The organism is Gammaproteobacteria bacterium, assembly GCA_029882975.1.
GTDB lineage: Bacteria > Pseudomonadota > Gammaproteobacteria > SZUA-152 > SZUA-152 > JAJDNG01.
The window spans coordinates 51,486-69,539 of record JAOUJW010000019.1 but is presented as its reverse complement, the minus strand read 5'-3'; the positions used below and the strand labels follow the sequence as shown (position 1 = coordinate 69,539).

16 protein-coding genes are annotated in these 18,054 nt (G+C 46.1%); 14 read left to right on the top strand and 2 right to left on the bottom strand.

Annotated features, from left to right (window positions below; all coding sequences use genetic code 11):
• Window positions 1-43: 43 nt before the first annotated feature.
• From OEY58_14355 to OEY58_14290, 14 genes are all read left to right on the top strand, one after another.
• Window positions 44-2,023: a methyl-accepting chemotaxis protein gene (locus tag OEY58_14355; protein MDH5326634.1), complete on the top strand. Its 1,980-nt coding sequence runs from the start codon at window positions 44-46 to the stop codon at window positions 2,021-2,023.
• 75 nt (window positions 2,024-2,098) lie between these two features.
• On the top strand, window positions 2,099-3,325 hold the full coding sequence (locus tag OEY58_14350) for a hypothetical protein (protein ID MDH5326633.1): 1,227 nt from the start codon (window positions 2,099-2,101) through the stop codon (window positions 3,323-3,325).
• A 52-nt stretch (window positions 3,326-3,377) separates the two neighbouring features.
• Window positions 3,378-4,046 carry a chemotaxis protein CheW gene (locus OEY58_14345; protein MDH5326632.1) on the top strand — a complete coding sequence of 223 codons (669 nt, stop codon included), beginning with the start codon at window positions 3,378-3,380 and terminating at the stop codon, window positions 4,044-4,046.
• Window positions 4,039-6,402 (top strand): response regulator, encoded by a 2,364-nt coding sequence (locus OEY58_14340; protein MDH5326631.1) that lies wholly within the window; start codon window positions 4,039-4,041, stop codon window positions 6,400-6,402. The genes OEY58_14345 and OEY58_14340 overlap by 8 nt, the downstream gene beginning before the upstream one ends.
• Before the next feature lie 271 nt (window positions 6,403-6,673).
• Window positions 6,674-7,681: a diguanylate cyclase gene (locus OEY58_14335; GenBank protein MDH5326630.1), complete on the top strand. Its 1,008-nt coding sequence runs from the start codon at window positions 6,674-6,676 to the stop codon at window positions 7,679-7,681.
• A gap of 190 nt (window positions 7,682-7,871) precedes the next feature.
• Complete coding sequence (locus OEY58_14330) at window positions 7,872-8,516, top strand: Crp/Fnr family transcriptional regulator (GenBank protein ID MDH5326629.1); 645 nt, start codon at window positions 7,872-7,874, stop codon at window positions 8,514-8,516.
• Between the two features lie 32 nt (window positions 8,517-8,548).
• Window positions 8,549-10,756 carry a GTP diphosphokinase gene (gene relA / locus OEY58_14325; GenBank protein MDH5326628.1) on the top strand — a complete coding sequence of 736 codons (2,208 nt, stop codon included), beginning with the start codon at window positions 8,549-8,551 and terminating at the stop codon, window positions 10,754-10,756.
• Between the two features lie 30 nt (window positions 10,757-10,786).
• Window positions 10,787-11,323, top strand: a complete 537-nt coding sequence (locus tag OEY58_14320) for a hypothetical protein (GenBank protein MDH5326627.1) — start codon at window positions 10,787-10,789, stop codon at window positions 11,321-11,323.
• A gap of 163 nt (window positions 11,324-11,486) precedes the next feature.
• Window positions 11,487-12,002, top strand: a complete 516-nt coding sequence (gene fabA / locus OEY58_14315) for a 3-hydroxyacyl-[acyl-carrier-protein] dehydratase FabA (GenBank protein ID MDH5326626.1) — start codon at window positions 11,487-11,489, stop codon at window positions 12,000-12,002.
• A 12-nt stretch (window positions 12,003-12,014) separates the two neighbouring features.
• The gene (fabB, locus tag OEY58_14310) at window positions 12,015-13,235 is read left to right on the top strand and encodes a beta-ketoacyl-ACP synthase I (GenBank protein ID MDH5326625.1); all 1,221 of its coding nucleotides are present in this window, start codon (window positions 12,015-12,017) and stop codon (window positions 13,233-13,235) included.
• Window positions 13,232-13,648: a polymer-forming cytoskeletal protein gene (locus OEY58_14305; GenBank protein ID MDH5326624.1), complete on the top strand. Its 417-nt coding sequence runs from the start codon at window positions 13,232-13,234 to the stop codon at window positions 13,646-13,648. The genes fabB and OEY58_14305 overlap by 4 nt, the downstream gene beginning before the upstream one ends.
• Window positions 13,649-13,843: 195 nt before the next feature.
• On the top strand, window positions 13,844-14,152 hold the full coding sequence (locus OEY58_14300; GenBank protein MDH5326623.1) for a c-type cytochrome: 309 nt from the start codon (window positions 13,844-13,846) through the stop codon (window positions 14,150-14,152).
• Between the two features lie 145 nt (window positions 14,153-14,297).
• A complete protein-coding gene (locus tag OEY58_14295; protein ID MDH5326622.1) occupies window positions 14,298-14,993 on the top strand; it encodes a response regulator transcription factor in 696 nt (231 codons plus the stop codon).
• A 1-nt stretch (window position 14,994) separates the two neighbouring features.
• A complete protein-coding gene (locus OEY58_14290) occupies window positions 14,995-16,368 on the top strand; it encodes an ATP-binding protein (protein MDH5326621.1) in 1,374 nt (457 codons plus the stop codon).
• A gap of 57 nt (window positions 16,369-16,425) precedes the next feature.
• On the opposite strand, the gene OEY58_14285 is transcribed toward OEY58_14290, so the two are convergent.
• Together OEY58_14285 and OEY58_14280 are read right to left on the bottom strand one after the other, a co-directional pair.
• Complete coding sequence (locus OEY58_14285) at window positions 16,426-16,554, bottom strand: hypothetical protein (GenBank protein ID MDH5326620.1); 129 nt, start codon at window positions 16,552-16,554, stop codon at window positions 16,426-16,428.
• A gap of 91 nt (window positions 16,555-16,645) precedes the next feature.
• A complete protein-coding gene (locus OEY58_14280) occupies window positions 16,646-17,743 on the bottom strand; it encodes a hypothetical protein (protein ID MDH5326619.1) in 1,098 nt (365 codons plus the stop codon).
• Window positions 17,744-18,054: the final 311 nt, after the last annotated feature.

Genomic DNA, 18,054 nt, shown 5'->3' with positions numbered 1-18,054 from the left:
GATAGCCTGTTGCGTAACCCAAAAAGAACAAAATTCGGTTTTTATGGTGACAAAATCTGCCAAGTTTTCCCTGTCTTTACGTTCTAAAGTAAATGTGACAGTGGGGATGACCTTCCTGCTGGTTTTGTTTATTGTGACTTTTTTCGCTGTGACCCACGAACGTGATCGTTTGATGGAGGCCACGCGTAACCAAGTTTACGAAATTACCACCCTCTATTTCGACAGCCTTAATACCATGATGCTTACAGGCACGATGGATCAGCGTAGTATTTTGCGCAATAAAATGCTGGCCCGTTCGGAGGTGCTGGAAGCGCGTGTCGTCCGCGGTGAACCGGTACAGGGGCAATTCGGGCCCGGTTATCCCGAGGAACAGCCCCAAGATGAGCTGGATCGACGCGCTTTGTTGGGAGAAGAAATTCAGCAAATTGACGAAACCAAAGAACCCCGGCGTCTAACGGTGTTAACGCCGTTTCGGGCAACGGAAAACACCCGCGGCGTCAATTGCCTCAAGTGCCATAACGTCCCTTCCGGCAGCATCAATGGTGCAATTCGTGTCAGTTATTCCTTGGAAAACGTGGACCATGCGGTGCGTAAAGAAGGTTGGACCAGTGTCATCTTCAATCTTTTGTTTTTTATTATTGGTTTGATTCTGGTGAATTTTTTGTTGAAAACCTGGATTATCAACCCGCTCACCATGCTGATTGGGGTTGTGAACAAACGGGCACAAGGTGATAGTCAGGTCCGAGCGCGAGTAGCCTCCAACGATGAAATTGGTGAATTGGCCAGTTCTTTTAACCATATGGCCGACAATGTCAACGCCATCACCGCGCGAGAGCATGAAGCGGCGGAAGACTTGCGCATGAAAGTGGATCAGTTATTAAGTGTGGTTAGTCGGGTAACCGAAGGTGATTTTAGTAAGCGTATTAAAATCAGCGGCGAAGATGCAATCGGTGAACTGGCCGGCGGATTACAAATTATGATCGACAATACCCGGGATTCCATCGAGCAGAAGCGCAGTGAGGTGGAGATTCTGGAAAACAAGGTCGACAATATTCTCAATGTGGTGAGCCGGGCTGCCGGAGGGGATTTAACCGGGGTGGTCAAGGTAACCGGCGAAGATGCCATTGGTAAACTGGCCAGTGGTGTTCAACTTATGGTGGGTAATCTCAATTCTCTGGTTTCCCAAGTACAACGTTCAGGCTTGCAAGTAACCACATCGGCGACGGAAATGAGTGCCACAGCAAAACAACAGGAACAAGCGGTGTCGGAGCAAGCCGCTACCACCAATCAAATCACCAATACCGCCACCGCTATTTATACCACCACCAAGGAATTGGTCAACGCCATGGATGAAGTAGGGGAGGTAGCGGAACGCACCCGGAATTCAGCAGCTCATGGACACGATGAGTTGGGACGAATGGAGACCACAATGCAACAGATTGTTGATGCGGCAGGCTCCATTGCTTCCAAATTTGAGATCATTAATGAAAAAGCCAAGAACATCAATAGCGTAGTCACTACTATAACCAAGGTGGCGGATCAGACCAATCTCTTGTCCTTAAATGCCGCCATAGAAGCAGAAAAAGCGGGTGAATATGGCCTGGGATTCTCAGTCGTGGCCACTGAAATTCGCCGTCTCGCGGATCAAACCGCAGTGGCTACCTTGGATATTGAGCAGATGGTGCGTGAGATGCAAACCGCAGTATCCTCGGGGGTGTTGAGTATGGAAAATTTTTCCCACCAAGTGCGTACCAGCGTTGAGGATGTGAATCAGGTTGCGACACAACTGGCGCAAATAATTGAAGAAGTACAGACCGTAACGCCAAAATTTGAAAATGTGCAACAAGGTATGCATTTTCAGTCTCAGGGGGCACAGCAAATCAAACAGGCTATGTCCCAGCTTAACGAATCAGCCCAGCAAGCCGTGGCGTCGATACAGCAATCCACTTTTGCCATTGAGGCCTTAAACGGTGCCGCTTATTCCTTGCAGTCTGCGGTGTCCAAGTTTGTTGTAAAGAAATGAGTCAGTGTATAATTCGAGAAAATCAAATTTAGTGCGGCGGGTTTTGCCCGTCGCCGTGCAGAAACAGTTGCAGTCATGGAAGTTATAGTCGATTTATTAAAAACGAAAATCGGTTTAAACCCCGGTTCCATTGGTGAGTCCAGCATTCGTCGAGCAGTGACCCATTGTATGGCTTTGCATAAAATTGACACCATCAATGTATATTCACGCCTGATCCAGAGCAGTGACACGGAATTAAAACGCCTTATTGAGGAAATTGTTGTTACAGAAACCTGGTTTTTTCGTAATCAGGCCCAATTCCAGGCCTTGGCGAATCATGTTGTCAGCGAGCTTTTACCACAATGTTCTGCATTCAGACCTGTCCGCATTCTCAGTGTGCCCTGTTCCAGCGGTGAAGAGCCTTATTCTGTGGCTATCACGCTGCGAGAGGCCGGTATTCCGGCTGAGCTGGTTCACATCGATGCTATTGATATTAGCCGTCGTTCGGTCAATACCGCCCTTGCGGGTTGTTATTCCAAAAACTCTTTCCGGGACGTGGATCCCAGCTTGATCCGCAATTATTTTTTTCAACGCGAAGATGGATATCACCTGGTCAGTTTGATCAAAAAACAAGTGAATTTTTCTACCGGAAATTTATTAACGGATTCATTGAAAGAGCAATTTTATGACGTGGTGTTTTGCAGAAACGGTTTGATTTATTTTGATCGGGATGACCAGAAAACCATTATTAACAAGCTTTACCACTGTTTGATGGATCAAGGGTTGATGTTTGTGGGGCACGCGGAGTCCGCATTGGTTTCTTCTGAACAATTTAGTCAACTTCCCGATCACAACGCTTTTGCTTTTAAGAAAAACGGCTCATGTAGGGCTTTTCTGAAGAGCAGAGGCAATCAAATTCGTGAGCGAGATTGGGCTAAAATAATTGATTCTATTTCTTCCAGTGCGCAGCCGCTGACAAAAACACCAAAGCCGGATAAACCCAAGCTTCGGTCCTTATTGCCCGCAGAGCGCATGGTGTACCAAGGTCGCTACATTGAAGCAGGTGGTGTATGCCAGGAATTTTTGCAGCACACACCGGAGAGCGCCCAAGCCTATTACCTGTTAGGTTTGATTAAGAATTTTCAGGGCGAAGATGAATTGGCGATGAAAAATTTAAAAAAGGCCATTTATTTGGACCCCAACCACGAAGCGGCTTTGTCGCTGGCATTAGGGATCTCGAAAAAGTATGGCGACCATGATGCTGTCATGGCCTACAGTCGTCGGGTCAATCGGGTTAGAAATCGCAGCTCCAACAGCAGTTGAATATCATTGTCTGATTGAAGTTGGGTGTAGCACCTAGCAAAAGGGGATAACCATGTCGGAAGACCCGAGCGTTACTACCAACTGCTGGTCAACCGTTGGTGTATGGGGCACTCACCACCAACCGCGCTGTGACAAACTCGCACAGGTTATTCATTGTCGCAATTGCGATGTGTTTAAAAAAGCCGGTAGAACCCTGTTTGAAAAGGCAGTGATGGACGGGGAGCTGGCTTATTGGACGGATCAGATTGCCCAAATCAAAAAAGAAATCGATAAAACGGATTTATCGATTCTGACGTTCAGGCTGGGTGATGTTTGGTTAGCCTTGCCGACACTCATTTATTCTCAAATCAGCCCGGTAGGCTACACTCATAAAATACCGCATAAAACAGCTGAGTCCGGTTTAAAGCTGACCAACGTCAGCGGGGTACTCTATGTTTCGGTGTGTTTAAGTCGCTTTCTTGGATTGAATGAATTTAAGTCAACCCAGACAGACAGGAATATGCTGGTATCTTTCTATGGTTCAAACTATGTATTTCAAACCAATGAAATTGGCGGTGTGTATAGGGTGGATTCGGCCAACCTAAAGACGGTGGAGAGCGCCACTATAAATACCGCCTTATTAAAGGGAACCATGGATGTTGCCAACCGACCCTGTTTATTATTGGACGAGTCCGCGCTTGCTGCCAATATCCGTGATCACATAAGTGGTGTTTATGAATAAGGACTTGTCCGAATACTCCATGCAGGAGTTGTTTTGCCTGGAATTGGAAAACCAAACCGGAGTTCTGTCCCAGGGGCTGATCGGTTTGGAGGATACGCCATATTCAAAATCCAATATGGAAAAATTGATGCGTGCCTCTCATTCCATTAAAGGGGCAGCCAGGATTATCGGTCTGGATGAGCTGGTTAATATTGCTCATAAAATGGAGGATTGTTTTGTTGTCGCTATGAAGGATCGGACGCAGCTAAGCAGCGAAAGTATTGATGTGTTACTGCAAGCGGTGGATTTGATGAATCTTGTTTCCGATTCTCAAGATGAGTTAGTGTCTAAGCTGCAATCACTTGAACCGCAACTGGCAGAACTGGACTGTCAACTGGATTCTGTATACCGAAGCATTAAGTCCGGCGATAGTGTGGCGTTAACCAAAGTCGGGACCAAAAAAAGCTCGAAAGCAAAAGCTAAAACCAATCCCAAAGTGAATCCCAAGAAGTCCAACACCCAAAAGACAAAAACACAAAAGAATAAAACTCAAACGACCGCAGTCAAAGTAGCGACGACGGTAGCTGCAAAATTGGGTTCGCGTTCTGAAACACCCTCGCGGGCGCCGGAAAAGTTACTAAGAATAAACGCAGACCGGTTGACCAAGCTCATGGGGTTGTCCAGTGAATTGCTCATAGAGACTCAAAGAATCAGGCCTGTGTCCAATGCCATGCAGCAATTACGAAAGCGCTACGGTGAAGTTTCGACCGTTATGGATAAACTACGTGATGGTTTACAGGTTGATCGGGTATCTGAACGTAATATGGCTTTGCTGTTGGAAGCTCAAATGAAGCTTATTGAGTGTCGTAATACACTTAGTGAACGGATTGAGGATCTGGAAGAGTTTGATCGAAAGAGTGGCTACTTGTCCAGCCGTGTCTACAATGAATTGGTGTCCACTCGCATGCGCCCTTTTTCCGATAGTGTTCAGGGACTAGAGCGAACAGCAAGAGATTTAGCGCGGTCCTTGGGGAAAAAAGTTAAATTGACGATCCAGGGTTTGGATACACCAGTGGACAGAGAAATCTTGGAGAAAATAAAGTCCCCATTGACACATTTAGTACGAAACGCGATTGACCACGGTATAGAGCATCCTCAAGACAGGCAGCAAAAAAACAAAAATTCCGAAGGCAAGGTGAATATCAAGGCAGGACACATAGGTGCCGTACTGCACGTTTCTGTGGAAGACGATGGGCAGGGGGTGGACTTATCGTTGTTGAAGCAAAATATTTTAAGTAAGGGATTGTCCTCTGGTGAAATTTTAGAGGAAATGAGCGAAGCCGAACTGTATGAATTTATGTATTTGCCCAATTTCAGTACCAGAGGCGAGGTAACAGAGATATCGGGCAGGGGGGTGGGCTTGGATGTTGTTCGAGCCATTATTCATGATCTGAAGGGAACTTTGGCGACTACCAGCGTTACCGACAAAGGGATGAAGGTTTCCATTCAAATACCTCTGACCAAATCGGTGATATCGGCAGTGGTGGCTGAAATAGCGGGAGAGTTATATGCTTTTCCTTTATCCCGCGTTACTCGTTTGATGACGGTAGCTGCCACCGAGCTCAAAACGCAGGAGGGTCGCCAGTGCGTGATGCTGAATGATCAAGTCATTGATGTAGTGCCGGCGTCTGCGGTGTTGGAATTGGATTCAACTTTTTATGGCAGCGATGATTTACACATTGTGGTCATCGGTCAAGGTCACAACTTATACGGTGTTTTGGTGGAGCGCCTGTTAGGACAGAAAGAGTTGTCCGTGCAAAACTTAGATCCCTGTCTTGGCAAGATCCAGGACGTTACCGCTGCTGCTCTATCAGAACAAGGCAGACCCATATTGATCATCGATATGGATGATTTTTTTCGGTCCACCGAGGTGACGATTCATAGAGCCTCGGGTGCGCCGTTTTCCGTAGAAAAGTATTCGAGCTATCTTCCGGCACGCAAACGAATTTTGTTTGTGGATGATTCTTTAACGGTGCGTGAGTTGGTGAAGAATCTGCTGATAGCAGTGGGTTATGAGGTCGAATTAGCTGTGGACGGTGTGGATGGGTGGAATACCTTAAGGCGTTCCAGATTTGATTTGGTGATAACCGATGTGGATATGCCGCGTATGGATGGAATTGAACTGGTGCAATCGCTGAAAGCCGATACGCGTTTACAAAAAATACCGGTGATGATTATTTCCTACAAGGATCGCAGCGAGGATCGAGTACGGGGTTTGCAGGCCGGTGCTGACTACTACATTGCCAAAGGTAGCTTCCAAGATAAGTTGCTGATAGAGGCTGTAAAGGATCTCATCGGGGCACCGGTTGGACTGTAAATTACGCTGTACACTTTGTAAGTCAAATGAAGGGGGGGGTACTTACGCGGATTTCCTACATTTTTCTTTTGGACTATTTTTAACGGTATGGGCTTTTTTGTTAACTCTATGAAAAATATGGTGAATTAATAAAAACCGAGCGAAAATTGGAGTAATTCCGTAGGAAAGCGCAGAAACAGCTATACTATATGGCCAGACCTATGGATAATGAAGTAACAGCGGGAATTTGTATCAGGGACAGACTGGAGATTTAGGCGAATACGACATTATAATGATAGTGAAGTCAACGACAGATAAAATTTCTGTAGTCCTGTTAGTAGATGACCAGCCCATGGTAGTCGAAGCGATTCGGCGCATGCTGGTAAATGAAAAAGACATCATCTTTCATTCCTGTAGCGATTCCTCAAAAGCCATTCAAACGGCCATCTCGGTCAGACCGACCATCATTCTACAAGATTTGATCATGCCGGGTGACGATGGTTATGCCTTGATTCGAAAATACCGTCAGATCGAACAATTGGAAAACGTGCCCGTCATTATTCTCTCCACCAAGGAAGATCCGCACGATAAAAGTTTGGCCTTCGAGCGGGGTGCCAGTGACTATTTGGTAAAACTACCGGATAAAATCGAGCTGATTGCCCGGATAAGAGCTCATACTAAGAATTACCTGATTCAATGCGAAAGAGATGCGGCTTTTGAAGAGCTGGGACATTTGCAAAAACAACTGGAAATCAGTAATGCGGAATTGCAAAAGTTAACCTGCCAGGATGGTTTAACCGGCATTGCGAACCGCCGACGATTTGATACCTTTATCCGCAAAGAGTGTTTACGCTCTTTTCGGGAAAAAAATCCCATTTCATTGTTGCTGATTGATATCGACTATTTCAAAAACTATAACGACAACTATGGCCATTTACGGGGTGATGATTGCATTTGCCGTGTTGCCAAATGTTTGCAACAGGCGGTACATCGGCCTGCTGATTTGGTGGCGCGTTATGGGGGGGAAGAGTTTTCTGTAGTATTACCCAACACAGACATAGATGGGGCAACAAAAATTGCAACTCAGCTACAGAAAGTGGTAAATGAAATGCGTATTCCTCACGAATTTTCACCGGTGTCGGACTGTGTCACGATCAGCATGGGGATTGCCTGCCGGGTTGCCAGTGAGCTGGCGTCTCCGGATGATTTAATTGAGATGGCGGATCGGGCTTTATACCAAGCAAAAAATAGCGGCAGAAATCGTCACATTATTTCAGATTTGTGTTTAGAGCCGGCTTGATCGATTATATAGTTAGACGATAACGTCGACGTGTAATATCCAAATAACAGATTAGAAAAATTATTTCAATTTTATTTCCTATTGCAAAATAGATTCCTCTATAATAGCCGATGGTTTTTGGTCTTATGGATTGTAACGGTAGACGGCAAATGGCAACGACTGAAGAGGTTAATGCATGGAGGGTGGCGGAATGTTGAGTAATGTATCTCTGTTTTCAGGTTTACCTGAGGCTGATCGTAACGCGATCGCTGAGCTTGCAACCATCCGAAGTTTTCCCAGAAATACCATCATCATATCTGAAGGTGATGATTCTGATTCCATGTATGTCGTTTTAAGCGGAAAAGTAAAAGTATATTTGAGCGATGATGAGGGTAAGGAAATCATTATCAATATTCTCAAAGATGGCGATTATTTTGGCGAATTAGCCTTGCTGGACGAGTCTCCTCGGTCTGCCTCCGTAATGACACAGGAAGACAGCAAATTGGCGGTATTATCCAAAACGGCATTTGAGGACTGTTTAAAAACCAATCCAGGTATTGCGCTGGAAGTGATTAAAGGGTTGTCAGCGCGCTTACGCAACCTTACCGACAACGTGAAAAGCTTGGCTTTGATGGATGTTTACGGCAGGGTCGCACGAACTCTCTTGGATATGTCGGAAACGCACGATGGCGTGCAGGTCATCACTCAAAAATTAACTCAGAGAGACATTGCCAGCATGGTTGGAGCGTCGCGTGAAATGGTGAGTCGAATCCTAAAGGATCTGAGTATTGGTGGTTATATAACTATCGAAAACAAAACCATAACGATCAATGAAAAACTTCCACACGGATGGTAGTTAATACCTAATCCTGGATAAGGACCACTTTATTGGTCAGCCATTCTTCAAAAAAATCCGGATCTTTAGATCAATTCGATTTTCCTTCCTGGCTAAATACCGTTAATCCTGGTGGTGATACCAAGGAGGCGGCTCTTTATACTCAGGTCTACGCCCTTATGGAAGGAATAGTAGAACATCAACAACACTTGTTTGGCGAATCTGAACTGTTACGCGGATTGATGGTGACGGAAATACTGGCTCATATCCATATGGACCGGGATACCAAGCTGGCTACTTTGTTGTACGCATTATTGAACGTTTCTGCCATTAGCTTGGAAGAGATACAAGCCCGGTATGGCGATAACGTTGCGGGGCTGGTGAGTGGCATCGACAAAATGCGTATCGTTGATGCCTATGATTTGCACTCCAGTGATAGATCCCATGACAAGCGCCAATTGGAGAGTGTACGCAAACTGCTGTTGGCATTGGCAGAAGATGTTCGGGTCGTCCTGATTAAGTTGGCCGAACGTTTACATATTATGCGCAATTTAAAATTAGTGGCCGAACCGGTGCGGGTGCACCTGGCGAAGGAAACTCAGGATATTTTTGCGCCTCTGGCCAGTCGATTGGGTGTATGGCAAATTAAGTGGGAGCTGGAGGATCTGAGCTTTCGCTATCTGGACGAAGGCGCTTACCAGAAAGTAGCTACTATGTTGGCGGAACGTCGGGTGGATCGAGAAGCCTATATCGCCAAGGTGACTGATATTTTGCGCAAGGAGCTGGTTTCTGCCGGCATCAAAGCAGAAGTGACCGGCAGGCCCAAACACATATACAGCATTTGGAAAAAAATGCATCGCAAAGGGGTGCATTTCGAAAATCTTTTTGATGTCAGGGCCACCCGGGTGATGGTTAACTCTGTAGCGGATTGTTATGGAGTACTGGGTATTGTACATAGTATTTGGCGTCCCATTAAAAGTGAATTTGATGATTATATCGCGACACCCAAGGATAATGAGTATCAATCGCTACATACAGCGGTCATTGGGCCGGACAATAAAACTTTGGAAATACAGATTCGAACTTACGATATGCACCAACACTGTGAATACGGAGTGGCAGCTCATTGGGGTTACAAGGAAGGTGGCCGTCAGGATGCTAAGTATCACGAGAAAATTGCTTGGTTAAGACAGTTATTGGAGTTAAACGAGGATCACGATGGAGCGGATGAAGCCGACTTTATTGATGATTTCAAGGCGGTAGTATTTGAAGATAGGGTATACGTTTTAACGCCCAAAGGCAAAGTTGTGGATCTGCCTCGCGGCGCCACTGCATTGGATTTTGCATACCACATACATACGGATGTTGGGCATCATTATTGTGGTGCTAAAGTGGACGGTAAAATTGTTACCATATCTCAGGAATTGCAAAACGGCCAGCAAGTGGAAATACTTACCTCTCCTCATAGTAAGCCCAGTCGTGATTGGCTCAATCCACATCTGGGTTATGTCAACAGTTCCAGGACCCGTGCCAAGATTAGAAGTTGGTTTAAACAGCAGGATTTTTCCAAGAATCTGGAAGAGGGTAAATTACTGTTTGAAAAAGAACTGCATCGACTGGCGATTCATGCTCCCGATACCGACAAGTTGCTGCAACGGTTTAAACTGAACAAACGAGATGATTTGTATGCCGCGATAGGACGTGGTGATGTCACCATGGCGACGGTTATACACAGTCTGAAGGAAAGTATTCCTCCCTTCCAAAAACAGACACACCATTTTCCGCAGCGTAAATCCAAATCGGGCTCTCAAAGTGATATTAAAATCATGGGTGTCGGGGATTTGCTTACTAAGATGGCTAATTGTTGTAAACCTGTACCCTTTGATGCCATTTGCGGTTACATCACGAGAGGCCAGGGAGTCACAGTCCATCGCAGCGAATGTCGCAATTTACTGCGGCTGCGATCATTAGAAAAAGAGCGCATTATCGAAGTGAGTTGGGGTAGTTCCAGCGATAGTGTGTACCTGGTGGACGTGGTGATACGTGCTTATGATCGGCCGGGTTTGCTCCACGACATTACGTCCATCGTAATGAATGCGTCTTTAAATGTGATGTCAATGAATACCCATACCGACAAAAAGTCTCATCTGGCCTACATGAAATTTACAGCGGAGGTCAGTGACGTGGAACAACTCAGTACTGTATTTACCAAGATTGAACATCTACCCAATGTACTGGAAGTCAGTCGTAGTGTGTCCTAGAGCTGAGCAGGAATTTTCGGTGTTACAACCATGAGCCGCAAGAGGCATGCCTGTCTCATCGTAGCTATGCTGCTATTGCTGGTGGATTGCGCTTCGGTGCAACCCGTGGACAGCGATGGAGACGGCATCAGTGATGTTGATGAAGCCCGAATCCATCATACCGATTCCCAACGGATAGATACGGATACTGATGGTTTGGCCGATGGTCTGGAGATTGTTGAATATTTAACCAATCCCTTGGCGCGCGATACGGATGCTGATGGTTATTTCGATGGAGTGGAAGTACGTCACGGTAAAGACCCTACCGATCCGGAAAGCATTCCTGTCTCCCAGGATTTGGACGGTGATGGTCTTAGTAATGAGGAGGAAATACATTTAGGAACGCATCCTCAGCTCATTGACACGGATTTCGACGGATTAAGTGATGCAGAAGAAGTCAAAAAATATTTTACCAATCCTGTGGCTGTGGATACGGATGGCGACAAGTTTTGGGATGGGGAAGAGGTAAGCTTGGGATCCGATCCTGCTGACATCGACAGTCAGCCTCCCTCTGGCACTTCTCATTAATCGAGAAATTGCAGAAAAAGTGGTAGAATCCCGCCTCAGGCGGCTCTGGGGTGTTATTCCATTCCTATTATGGTACTGTAGCCAGCTCGCGCATGTCTCTCATGCGCCGGTGGATTGCTAAATACAATCTGAAAAAATTAAAATTAACAATGTGTTATAGATAATGCCGAAAAAAGACAGTTATAGTTACGAAGAGTTATTAAGCTGTGCCAGGGGAGAGTTGTTTGGGGTGGGGAACGCTCAACTACCTTCTCCTCCGATGCTAATGCTGGACCGTATCGTCAGTATTAATGAGACCGGCGGTGCATATAACAAGGGTCAGATCATAGCTGAATTGGATATAAACCCGAATCTTTGGTTTTTCGAGTGCCATTTCCAAGGTGATCCAGTGATGCCCGGTTGTTTAGGTGTGGACGCCATGTGGCAATTGGTGGGTTTTTACCTGGGGTGGCTGGGAGGCGAAGGCCGGGGACGGGCTTTAGGGTCAGGCGAGGTGAAATTTACCGGGCAGGTGACGCCAAAAAATAAGTTGATTACCTATCGAATCGATATTAAGCGGGTAATCATGCGGCGTTTGGTGATGGGGATCGCTGACGCTGTCATGGAAGTGGATGGTGACCCAATATATGCCGCTACGGATTTACGGGTTGGGTTGTTCACATCAACGGATGCATTTTAGAAGGAAAGTCAATTGAAACGCGTTGTAATTACCGGCATGGGGGTTGTCTCCAGCATAGGCAATAATAAAAATGAGGTCGCGGATTCTTTATATCACACGCGATCCGGCATTTCACACAGTGAAGAATATGCAGAATTAGGGTTTCGCAGTCATGTACACGGAAAAATCGAATTAAATACTGCGGAACTAATCGATCGAAAATTGTTGCGTTTTATGGGGGATGCGGCAGCATATAATTATTTGGCAATGCAAGAAGCCATTGAAGATGCCGGCCTGGAAACTCAGCATGTCTCTAATGAACGCACTGGCTTGGTGGTGGGTTCCGGTGGTGCTTCCACAGAAAATACCGTTTTAGCTGCCGATATTCTTCGCTCCAAAGGTGTGCGTAAAGTGGGTCCCTTTATGGTTCCACGTACCATGGGCAGTACCACCTCAGCGTGTTTGGGCACGGCATTTAAAATCAAAGGTGTGTCTTATTCCATCAGTTCGGCCTGTTCCACCAGTGCCCATTGTATTGGCAATGGTTATGAACTGATTCAAATGGGAAAACAGGACATCATTTTTGCCGGTGGTGGTGAAGAAGTACATTGGAGTCTGACAGTGTTGTTTGACGCCATGGGAGCCTTGTCTTCCAAATACAACGACAATCCCAGTGTGGCTTCACGGGCATTTGATGCAGACCGCGACGGGTTTGTCATTTCCGGCGGTGGAGGCGTTCTGGTATTGGAAGAATTGGAACACGCCAGAAAACGCGGTGCGAAAATATATGCGGAAGTTGTAGGGTATGGTGCTACCTGCGACGGTTATGACATGGTACAACCTTCTGGAGAAGGGGCTATACGTTGTATGAGGCAAGCGCTGCAGAATGTAGATGCACCTATCGATTATATTAATGCCCACGGGACCAGCACACCCATCGGTGACGTTAAAGAATTGCAGGCAGTTGCCGAAGTGTTTGGGGACGCTATCCCGAAAATCAGTTCCACCAAATCATTGACCGGGCATGCGTTAGGTGCGGCAGGCGTAAACGAAGCAATTTATTCGTTACTGATGTTGGAAAAGGACTTTATTTGTGAATCCGCTCACATAAATGTACTGGATGAACAAGCACAGAATATGCCAATAGCCGTGAAACGAATCGATAATGCAAATCTGCAAACGGTACTTTCCAATAGTTTTGGATTTGGCGGTACGAATTGCAGTTTGGTGTTTCAAAGGTATTCGCCAGAATGAAAGAGTTAGCACTTAATTTGGGGCAGTCAAAAGGGCGCCGGACGCTTGATAAAGCCGATGGATTTACCACTACATTTGGTGCAGAAGCCGAATTTTCAGGCAACATCGGTGGTCGTGGCCACTATTTAATCCTAGGCCATGTTAGGGGCGACTGTGACATAGAGGGCACCTTGGTGGTGGGCGAATCCGGCCATTGGCAGGGGAATGTTATCGCCGATCACATTCTAATTGCCGGAAAAGTGGAAGGTGACGTGGTCGCCAGAGAAAAAATGGAAATAATTTCTACTGCCCACGTGGTTGGAACCATTCGCAGTCAATATTTGGCCATTGCCGAAGGCGCTGTTCATGAAGGCGTGGTACATATGGGCCGGGAAATGGATGTGAAACGCTTTAAAGACAAGCGCGATAGCTGAAAAATTCACAAATTGTAGGGATTGCATAATCCCTACAGCAAGCTATTGTAATTCAATAAAAAATCTAATCTGCTCGCTAATCCGACTCATACGATCGGGTTACTTCTTGATCATTTTGTTCAGTTTGTATTCAGTCTAACTGCGATACAGTTCGCTCTGATTTTAATCAAATATTAATTTTTGTAATTTTGGAGGATGGCGATGCGAGTTTTCGTTATTGGTCTGGCTGCGATGTTCTTTTCCGGAATAGCTGCCGCGGACTTGGATCTGGCTAAGAAAAGTGGTTGTTTGGCTTGCCACAGTGTAGATAAGAAAATTGTTGGTCCCGCTTGGAAAGACGTTGCGGCTAAATACAAAGGCAACGCGGGCGCTAAAGGTGAGCTTTTGAAAAAAGTTAAAACCGGCGGTAAAGGAAACTGGGGTCCTACACCCATGCCTCCTTACTCTCCCCGAGTATCTGACGAAAATATCGAAAAATTAGTGGATTTCGTCCTCGGCCTTTAATTTTAAGGTATTCGATTCTTCGTGAGAATCCAGGCCGTATCACTCACGTGATACGGCTTTTTATTTGCCGGGTTGAATGACCATATTACAAGAACAACGGCCTCAGTTTTTAGTATAATTTCCCAAATCACAAGAAGGATATGGCATGCGTGTATTGGTTGTTGAAGACGAAATTCCCTTACTCGAGCAGTTAGTGTCCAATTTGGAAGATGCGGGCTATGCGGTGGATCGGGCTAAGGATGGAGAAGAGGGCTTCTATCTGGGATCGGAGTATCCTATAGACGTTGCCATAATCGACTTGGGTTTGCCTAATTTATCCGGTATTGATTTGATCACCAAATTGCGGACCGCAGGGAAAAATTTTCCTGTCCTGATATTAACAGCGCGAAATCGTTGGCAGGATAAAGTGGAAGGTTTGGAAGCCGGTGGTGACGATTACATGGTTAAACCCTTTCACATAGAAGAATTGTTAGCTCGGCTCAAAGCCTTGTTGCGCCGTTCAGCCGGGTGGTCTCATTCCGTCATTACTTGTGGTCCGGTGACTTTGAATTCGTCTACACAACAGGTATCTGTTGATTCCAATGAATTGGAGCTAACGGCGTACGAGTACCGCGTTCTGGAATATTTAATGTTAAATGCAGGGCAAGTCGTTTCAAAGCTGCAATTAACCGAGCATATTTACGACCAGGATTTTGACCGGGACAGCAATGTTATTGAGGTGTTTGTTGGAAGGCTGCGACGTAAATTGGATCCGGAGGATAAATACAACCCCATCGAGACTTTGCGAGGACGCGGATACCGTTTTGCCTTAGCACCCTCAACCAATCGACAAGAAGGTTGACATGCCCTCTTTAACTGCTCGGGTACTGATTGTAGCAAGTATTGTATTGATCAGTTTTTTCGGGCTCGTGGGTTTGACCTTGGAGCGGGCTTATTATTCAACCACTGAAGAAGCGCTAAAAGACCGCTTGGCGGGTCAAATTTACGCTCTTATTGCCACCACAGAAGTCAAAGAACAGGGTGTTTATATGCCGGATCCGGTGCCGGAAGCTTTATATTTTTTGGCAGGCCCGGAATTGTATGCACAAATCAGCCAAGTGGGCGATAAGACTCCTGTCTGGCGTTCCAGTTCGTTGGCCACAGGAGAGCTGGGTTTTATCGCGGATTTGCAGCGCAATGAGCGATACTTTTCCTACTCAACATCACAACAGAACGGTAAAGCCTTTGCTATGTTGAGTCATGGGGTTGCCTGGGATGACAGTCTGAATCCGCAACGTTATGTATACAGCGTAGCGGAAGACCTAACCGTGTTTAGAAAAAAAATCAGCGCGTTCAGATACAATTTATGGGGTTGGTTATGTGCAGTTGGGTTACTGTTTCTTTTGGTGCAAGGTGGAATTATCAAATGGGGTTTGGCGCCGTTGCAGTCTGCGGCGGCTGAATTGTCCGCTATCGAGCAAGGTCGACAAATGCTGTTGCAAAGGGAGTATCCGGTTGATCTTAAGGGGTTGACGGACAACCTCAATGCATTGTTGGGGCATCAACAGGAGCACTTGGAGCGTTATCGGCATACCCTGGGTGATTTGGCACACAGTTTGAAAACACCACTAGCCGTATTACAAAGCACAATAGAAAAAACTACGGACTTGCCGGAATTGAAACAAGTGGTTCAGGATCAACTGGATCGCATGAATCAAATTACGGAATACCAACTGCAACGGGCGGCCGCAGCAGGGAAAACACCTTTAGTCGCACCGGTCAACGTCGATGTGGTTGTCCATAAAATTATTAACAGTTTGATGAAAGTGTACAACCGCAAAAAAGTTATAACGGAAGTGAAAGTGACTTCGGGTGCGGTATTTCATGGGGATGAAGGCGATCTTATGGAAGTAGCCGGAAACTTACTGGACAATGCTTTTAAGTGGTGTGACTCCAAAGTGGCTATCCGCATTTCTAGCTTGGGAGAAGCTGATACAACTAATCCGTTGGCAGAAAACGGTATACTGATCGTTGTGGAGGACGATGGATTAGGAATACCGGATCGGAAAATCAAACAAGTTATTCAAAGAGGTGTACGAGCTGACCAGGGTGTGCACGGGCATGGGATTGGATTGTCCGTAGTGCAGGACATTGTGCATATCTACGGCGGCGAACTGCGTCTGGGACGCAGCGAGCTGGGAGGTGCAAGGGTAGCGGCATCGCTAAGCACCCATTGAACGATTTGCGACCAGGACGCCCTCCGCTCGCCGTGTTCGCTTACAGAGCTACGTGGTTTAGTCTGTGTCTTTACGGTTTTGATTTAAGGGATGGTCTTCATTGTAAATTTGTACTACCAAAATTCCCATCAAAACCACTGCGACGACGGACACTGCTGTTACCATCCAAGTTAATACATCCAACACGTTTATTGCCTCCCTACAGGATTTTACATTCAGAATGCCGCTGATGATGCATTAAAAGTACCGGGCTGGCAAGACCCAGATCTTGAAGGCACTATTTTGCAGTGGTTTTCTCAATAAAGCCCAGTTGGCCGTTTGCGTGTATATGCGTGTATTCCACTGTATTGAGTAGGGAATCGTTGCTCATTCCACCTAAGATAAACACAAACTGATCGTTATGGGCTATGGCAGCAGCACTGCGTGGTTGCCGCAAAGCAGCGGTCATGCGCCACTGACCGATCTGTCCGGATGCGGCGATGAGGGCAAATTCCACGCTGTCGAGACGTTGGGCGCCGTTATGACCGCCGGCGATATACAAATGATTCGCGGCAGCAAAGGCCGAAGCAATAAAGCGAGGATGGTTTAAACGGCTCTTTTGAATTTGCCAAGGCGTGACAAAGCCATCAGCACGAATTCGGCTCATTTCTACATCACCGTAACTCATGCTGTTTTGTTTTTGCACGTGTCCCCCTAAAACGTATAGGAATTCCTTATATACAGCTGCGGAATGTATGTATCGATCCAGCAAGGATTGCTCTGGGTCCGTTTGCCATTGGGCCATTTCTCCGTCTGCAAAAATTTGCGAGTGTTCAATAGATCGCAAAAACTTACCGTCATAGCCACCGATTGCAAAAACACGACCTGATTTGTCCGATGCCACTTTTAAGCCGCGTCGCGGAGTGCCCAACGGCGTTACTGTTTCCCAGGGGGACAGGCTCCCATTTTCCAGAATCCGGGCTCTTTCTACGGTCGCGACAGGGTAATTGGCCGCGCCCAAGGGGCCTGCGCCGCCACCAATTGCGAAAACAAAATCACCCACAGCAGTAGCAGCCAGATAAAACCGACCTTGTTGTAATGCGGAGGTGTTTTGCCAGGGTGATAAATGTCCCTCAGGGTCAATTTTGCTGAATTCCACAGTTTGTACATAGCTGCCTTCGGAATCCACGCCGCCAACCAGGTAAATGTAGCCTCGATGGGCTATGGCGGCGGGCGCACGCCTGGGAAATTGAAAAGATCTGGCGGGTTTCCAGATCTCGGTAATGCTTGGGTCCGGTGTATAACGTTTTGGTAAAAGCGTGAAAAACAGGGCGCTCAATGCAAAAATGCCAAAAACGGGAAAAAAATAGGAAGTTTTTGTTTTCGTTTTAGTCATGGGAAAAGTCTTACTTCATGTAGGTGATGCTATAGTTAATTTGATTTTCTCTATGTTTCAAAGAGATAATTGCGTCAATTTATACGGCGTTTTTCTATTTGTGGAATCATTCTAAAGATGGCGGCCTTTATAGTATTTGCTGATTTTAGTTGTGCTTCGAATTAGTGTATGATCCACTATGTTCTTGATTCCTGCGGTCAAAGTCAATTTTTTGCCGCTTTGTTGTAAGTTTTTTAAAACGAACAAAATAAGAATTTTTGGTTGTAATTTAGTACTAATGACATGTATTGTGTATACAACGTAATTGTTAG

Excerpts from the sequence above, each read along its gene's own strand:
- OEY58_14355 (MDH5326634.1), top strand. The coding sequence starts at position 44 with ATGGTGACAAAATCTGCCAAGTTTTCCCTGTCTTTACGTTCTAAAGTA.
- OEY58_14350 (MDH5326633.1), top strand. The coding sequence starts at position 2,099 with ATGGAAGTTATAGTCGATTTATTAAAAACGAAAATCGGTTTAAACCCC.
- OEY58_14345 (MDH5326632.1), top strand. The coding sequence starts at position 3,378 with ATGTCGGAAGACCCGAGCGTTACTACCAACTGCTGGTCAACCGTTGGT.
- OEY58_14340 (MDH5326631.1), top strand. The coding sequence starts at position 4,039 with ATGAATAAGGACTTGTCCGAATACTCCATGCAGGAGTTGTTTTGCCTG.
- OEY58_14335 (MDH5326630.1), top strand. The coding sequence starts at position 6,674 with ATGATAGTGAAGTCAACGACAGATAAAATTTCTGTAGTCCTGTTAGTA.
- OEY58_14330 (MDH5326629.1), top strand. The coding sequence starts at position 7,872 with ATGTTGAGTAATGTATCTCTGTTTTCAGGTTTACCTGAGGCTGATCGT.
- OEY58_14320 (MDH5326627.1), top strand. The coding sequence starts at position 10,787 with ATGAGCCGCAAGAGGCATGCCTGTCTCATCGTAGCTATGCTGCTATTG.
- fabA (MDH5326626.1), top strand. The coding sequence starts at position 11,487 with ATGCCGAAAAAAGACAGTTATAGTTACGAAGAGTTATTAAGCTGTGCC.
- OEY58_14305 (MDH5326624.1), top strand. The coding sequence starts at position 13,232 with ATGAAAGAGTTAGCACTTAATTTGGGGCAGTCAAAAGGGCGCCGGACG.
- OEY58_14300 (MDH5326623.1), top strand. The coding sequence starts at position 13,844 with ATGGCGATGCGAGTTTTCGTTATTGGTCTGGCTGCGATGTTCTTTTCC.
- OEY58_14295 (MDH5326622.1), top strand. The coding sequence starts at position 14,298 with ATGCGTGTATTGGTTGTTGAAGACGAAATTCCCTTACTCGAGCAGTTA.
- OEY58_14290 (MDH5326621.1), top strand. The coding sequence starts at position 14,995 with ATGCCCTCTTTAACTGCTCGGGTACTGATTGTAGCAAGTATTGTATTG.
- OEY58_14280 (MDH5326619.1), bottom strand. The coding sequence starts at position 17,743 with ATGACTAAAACGAAAACAAAAACTTCCTATTTTTTTCCCGTTTTTGGC.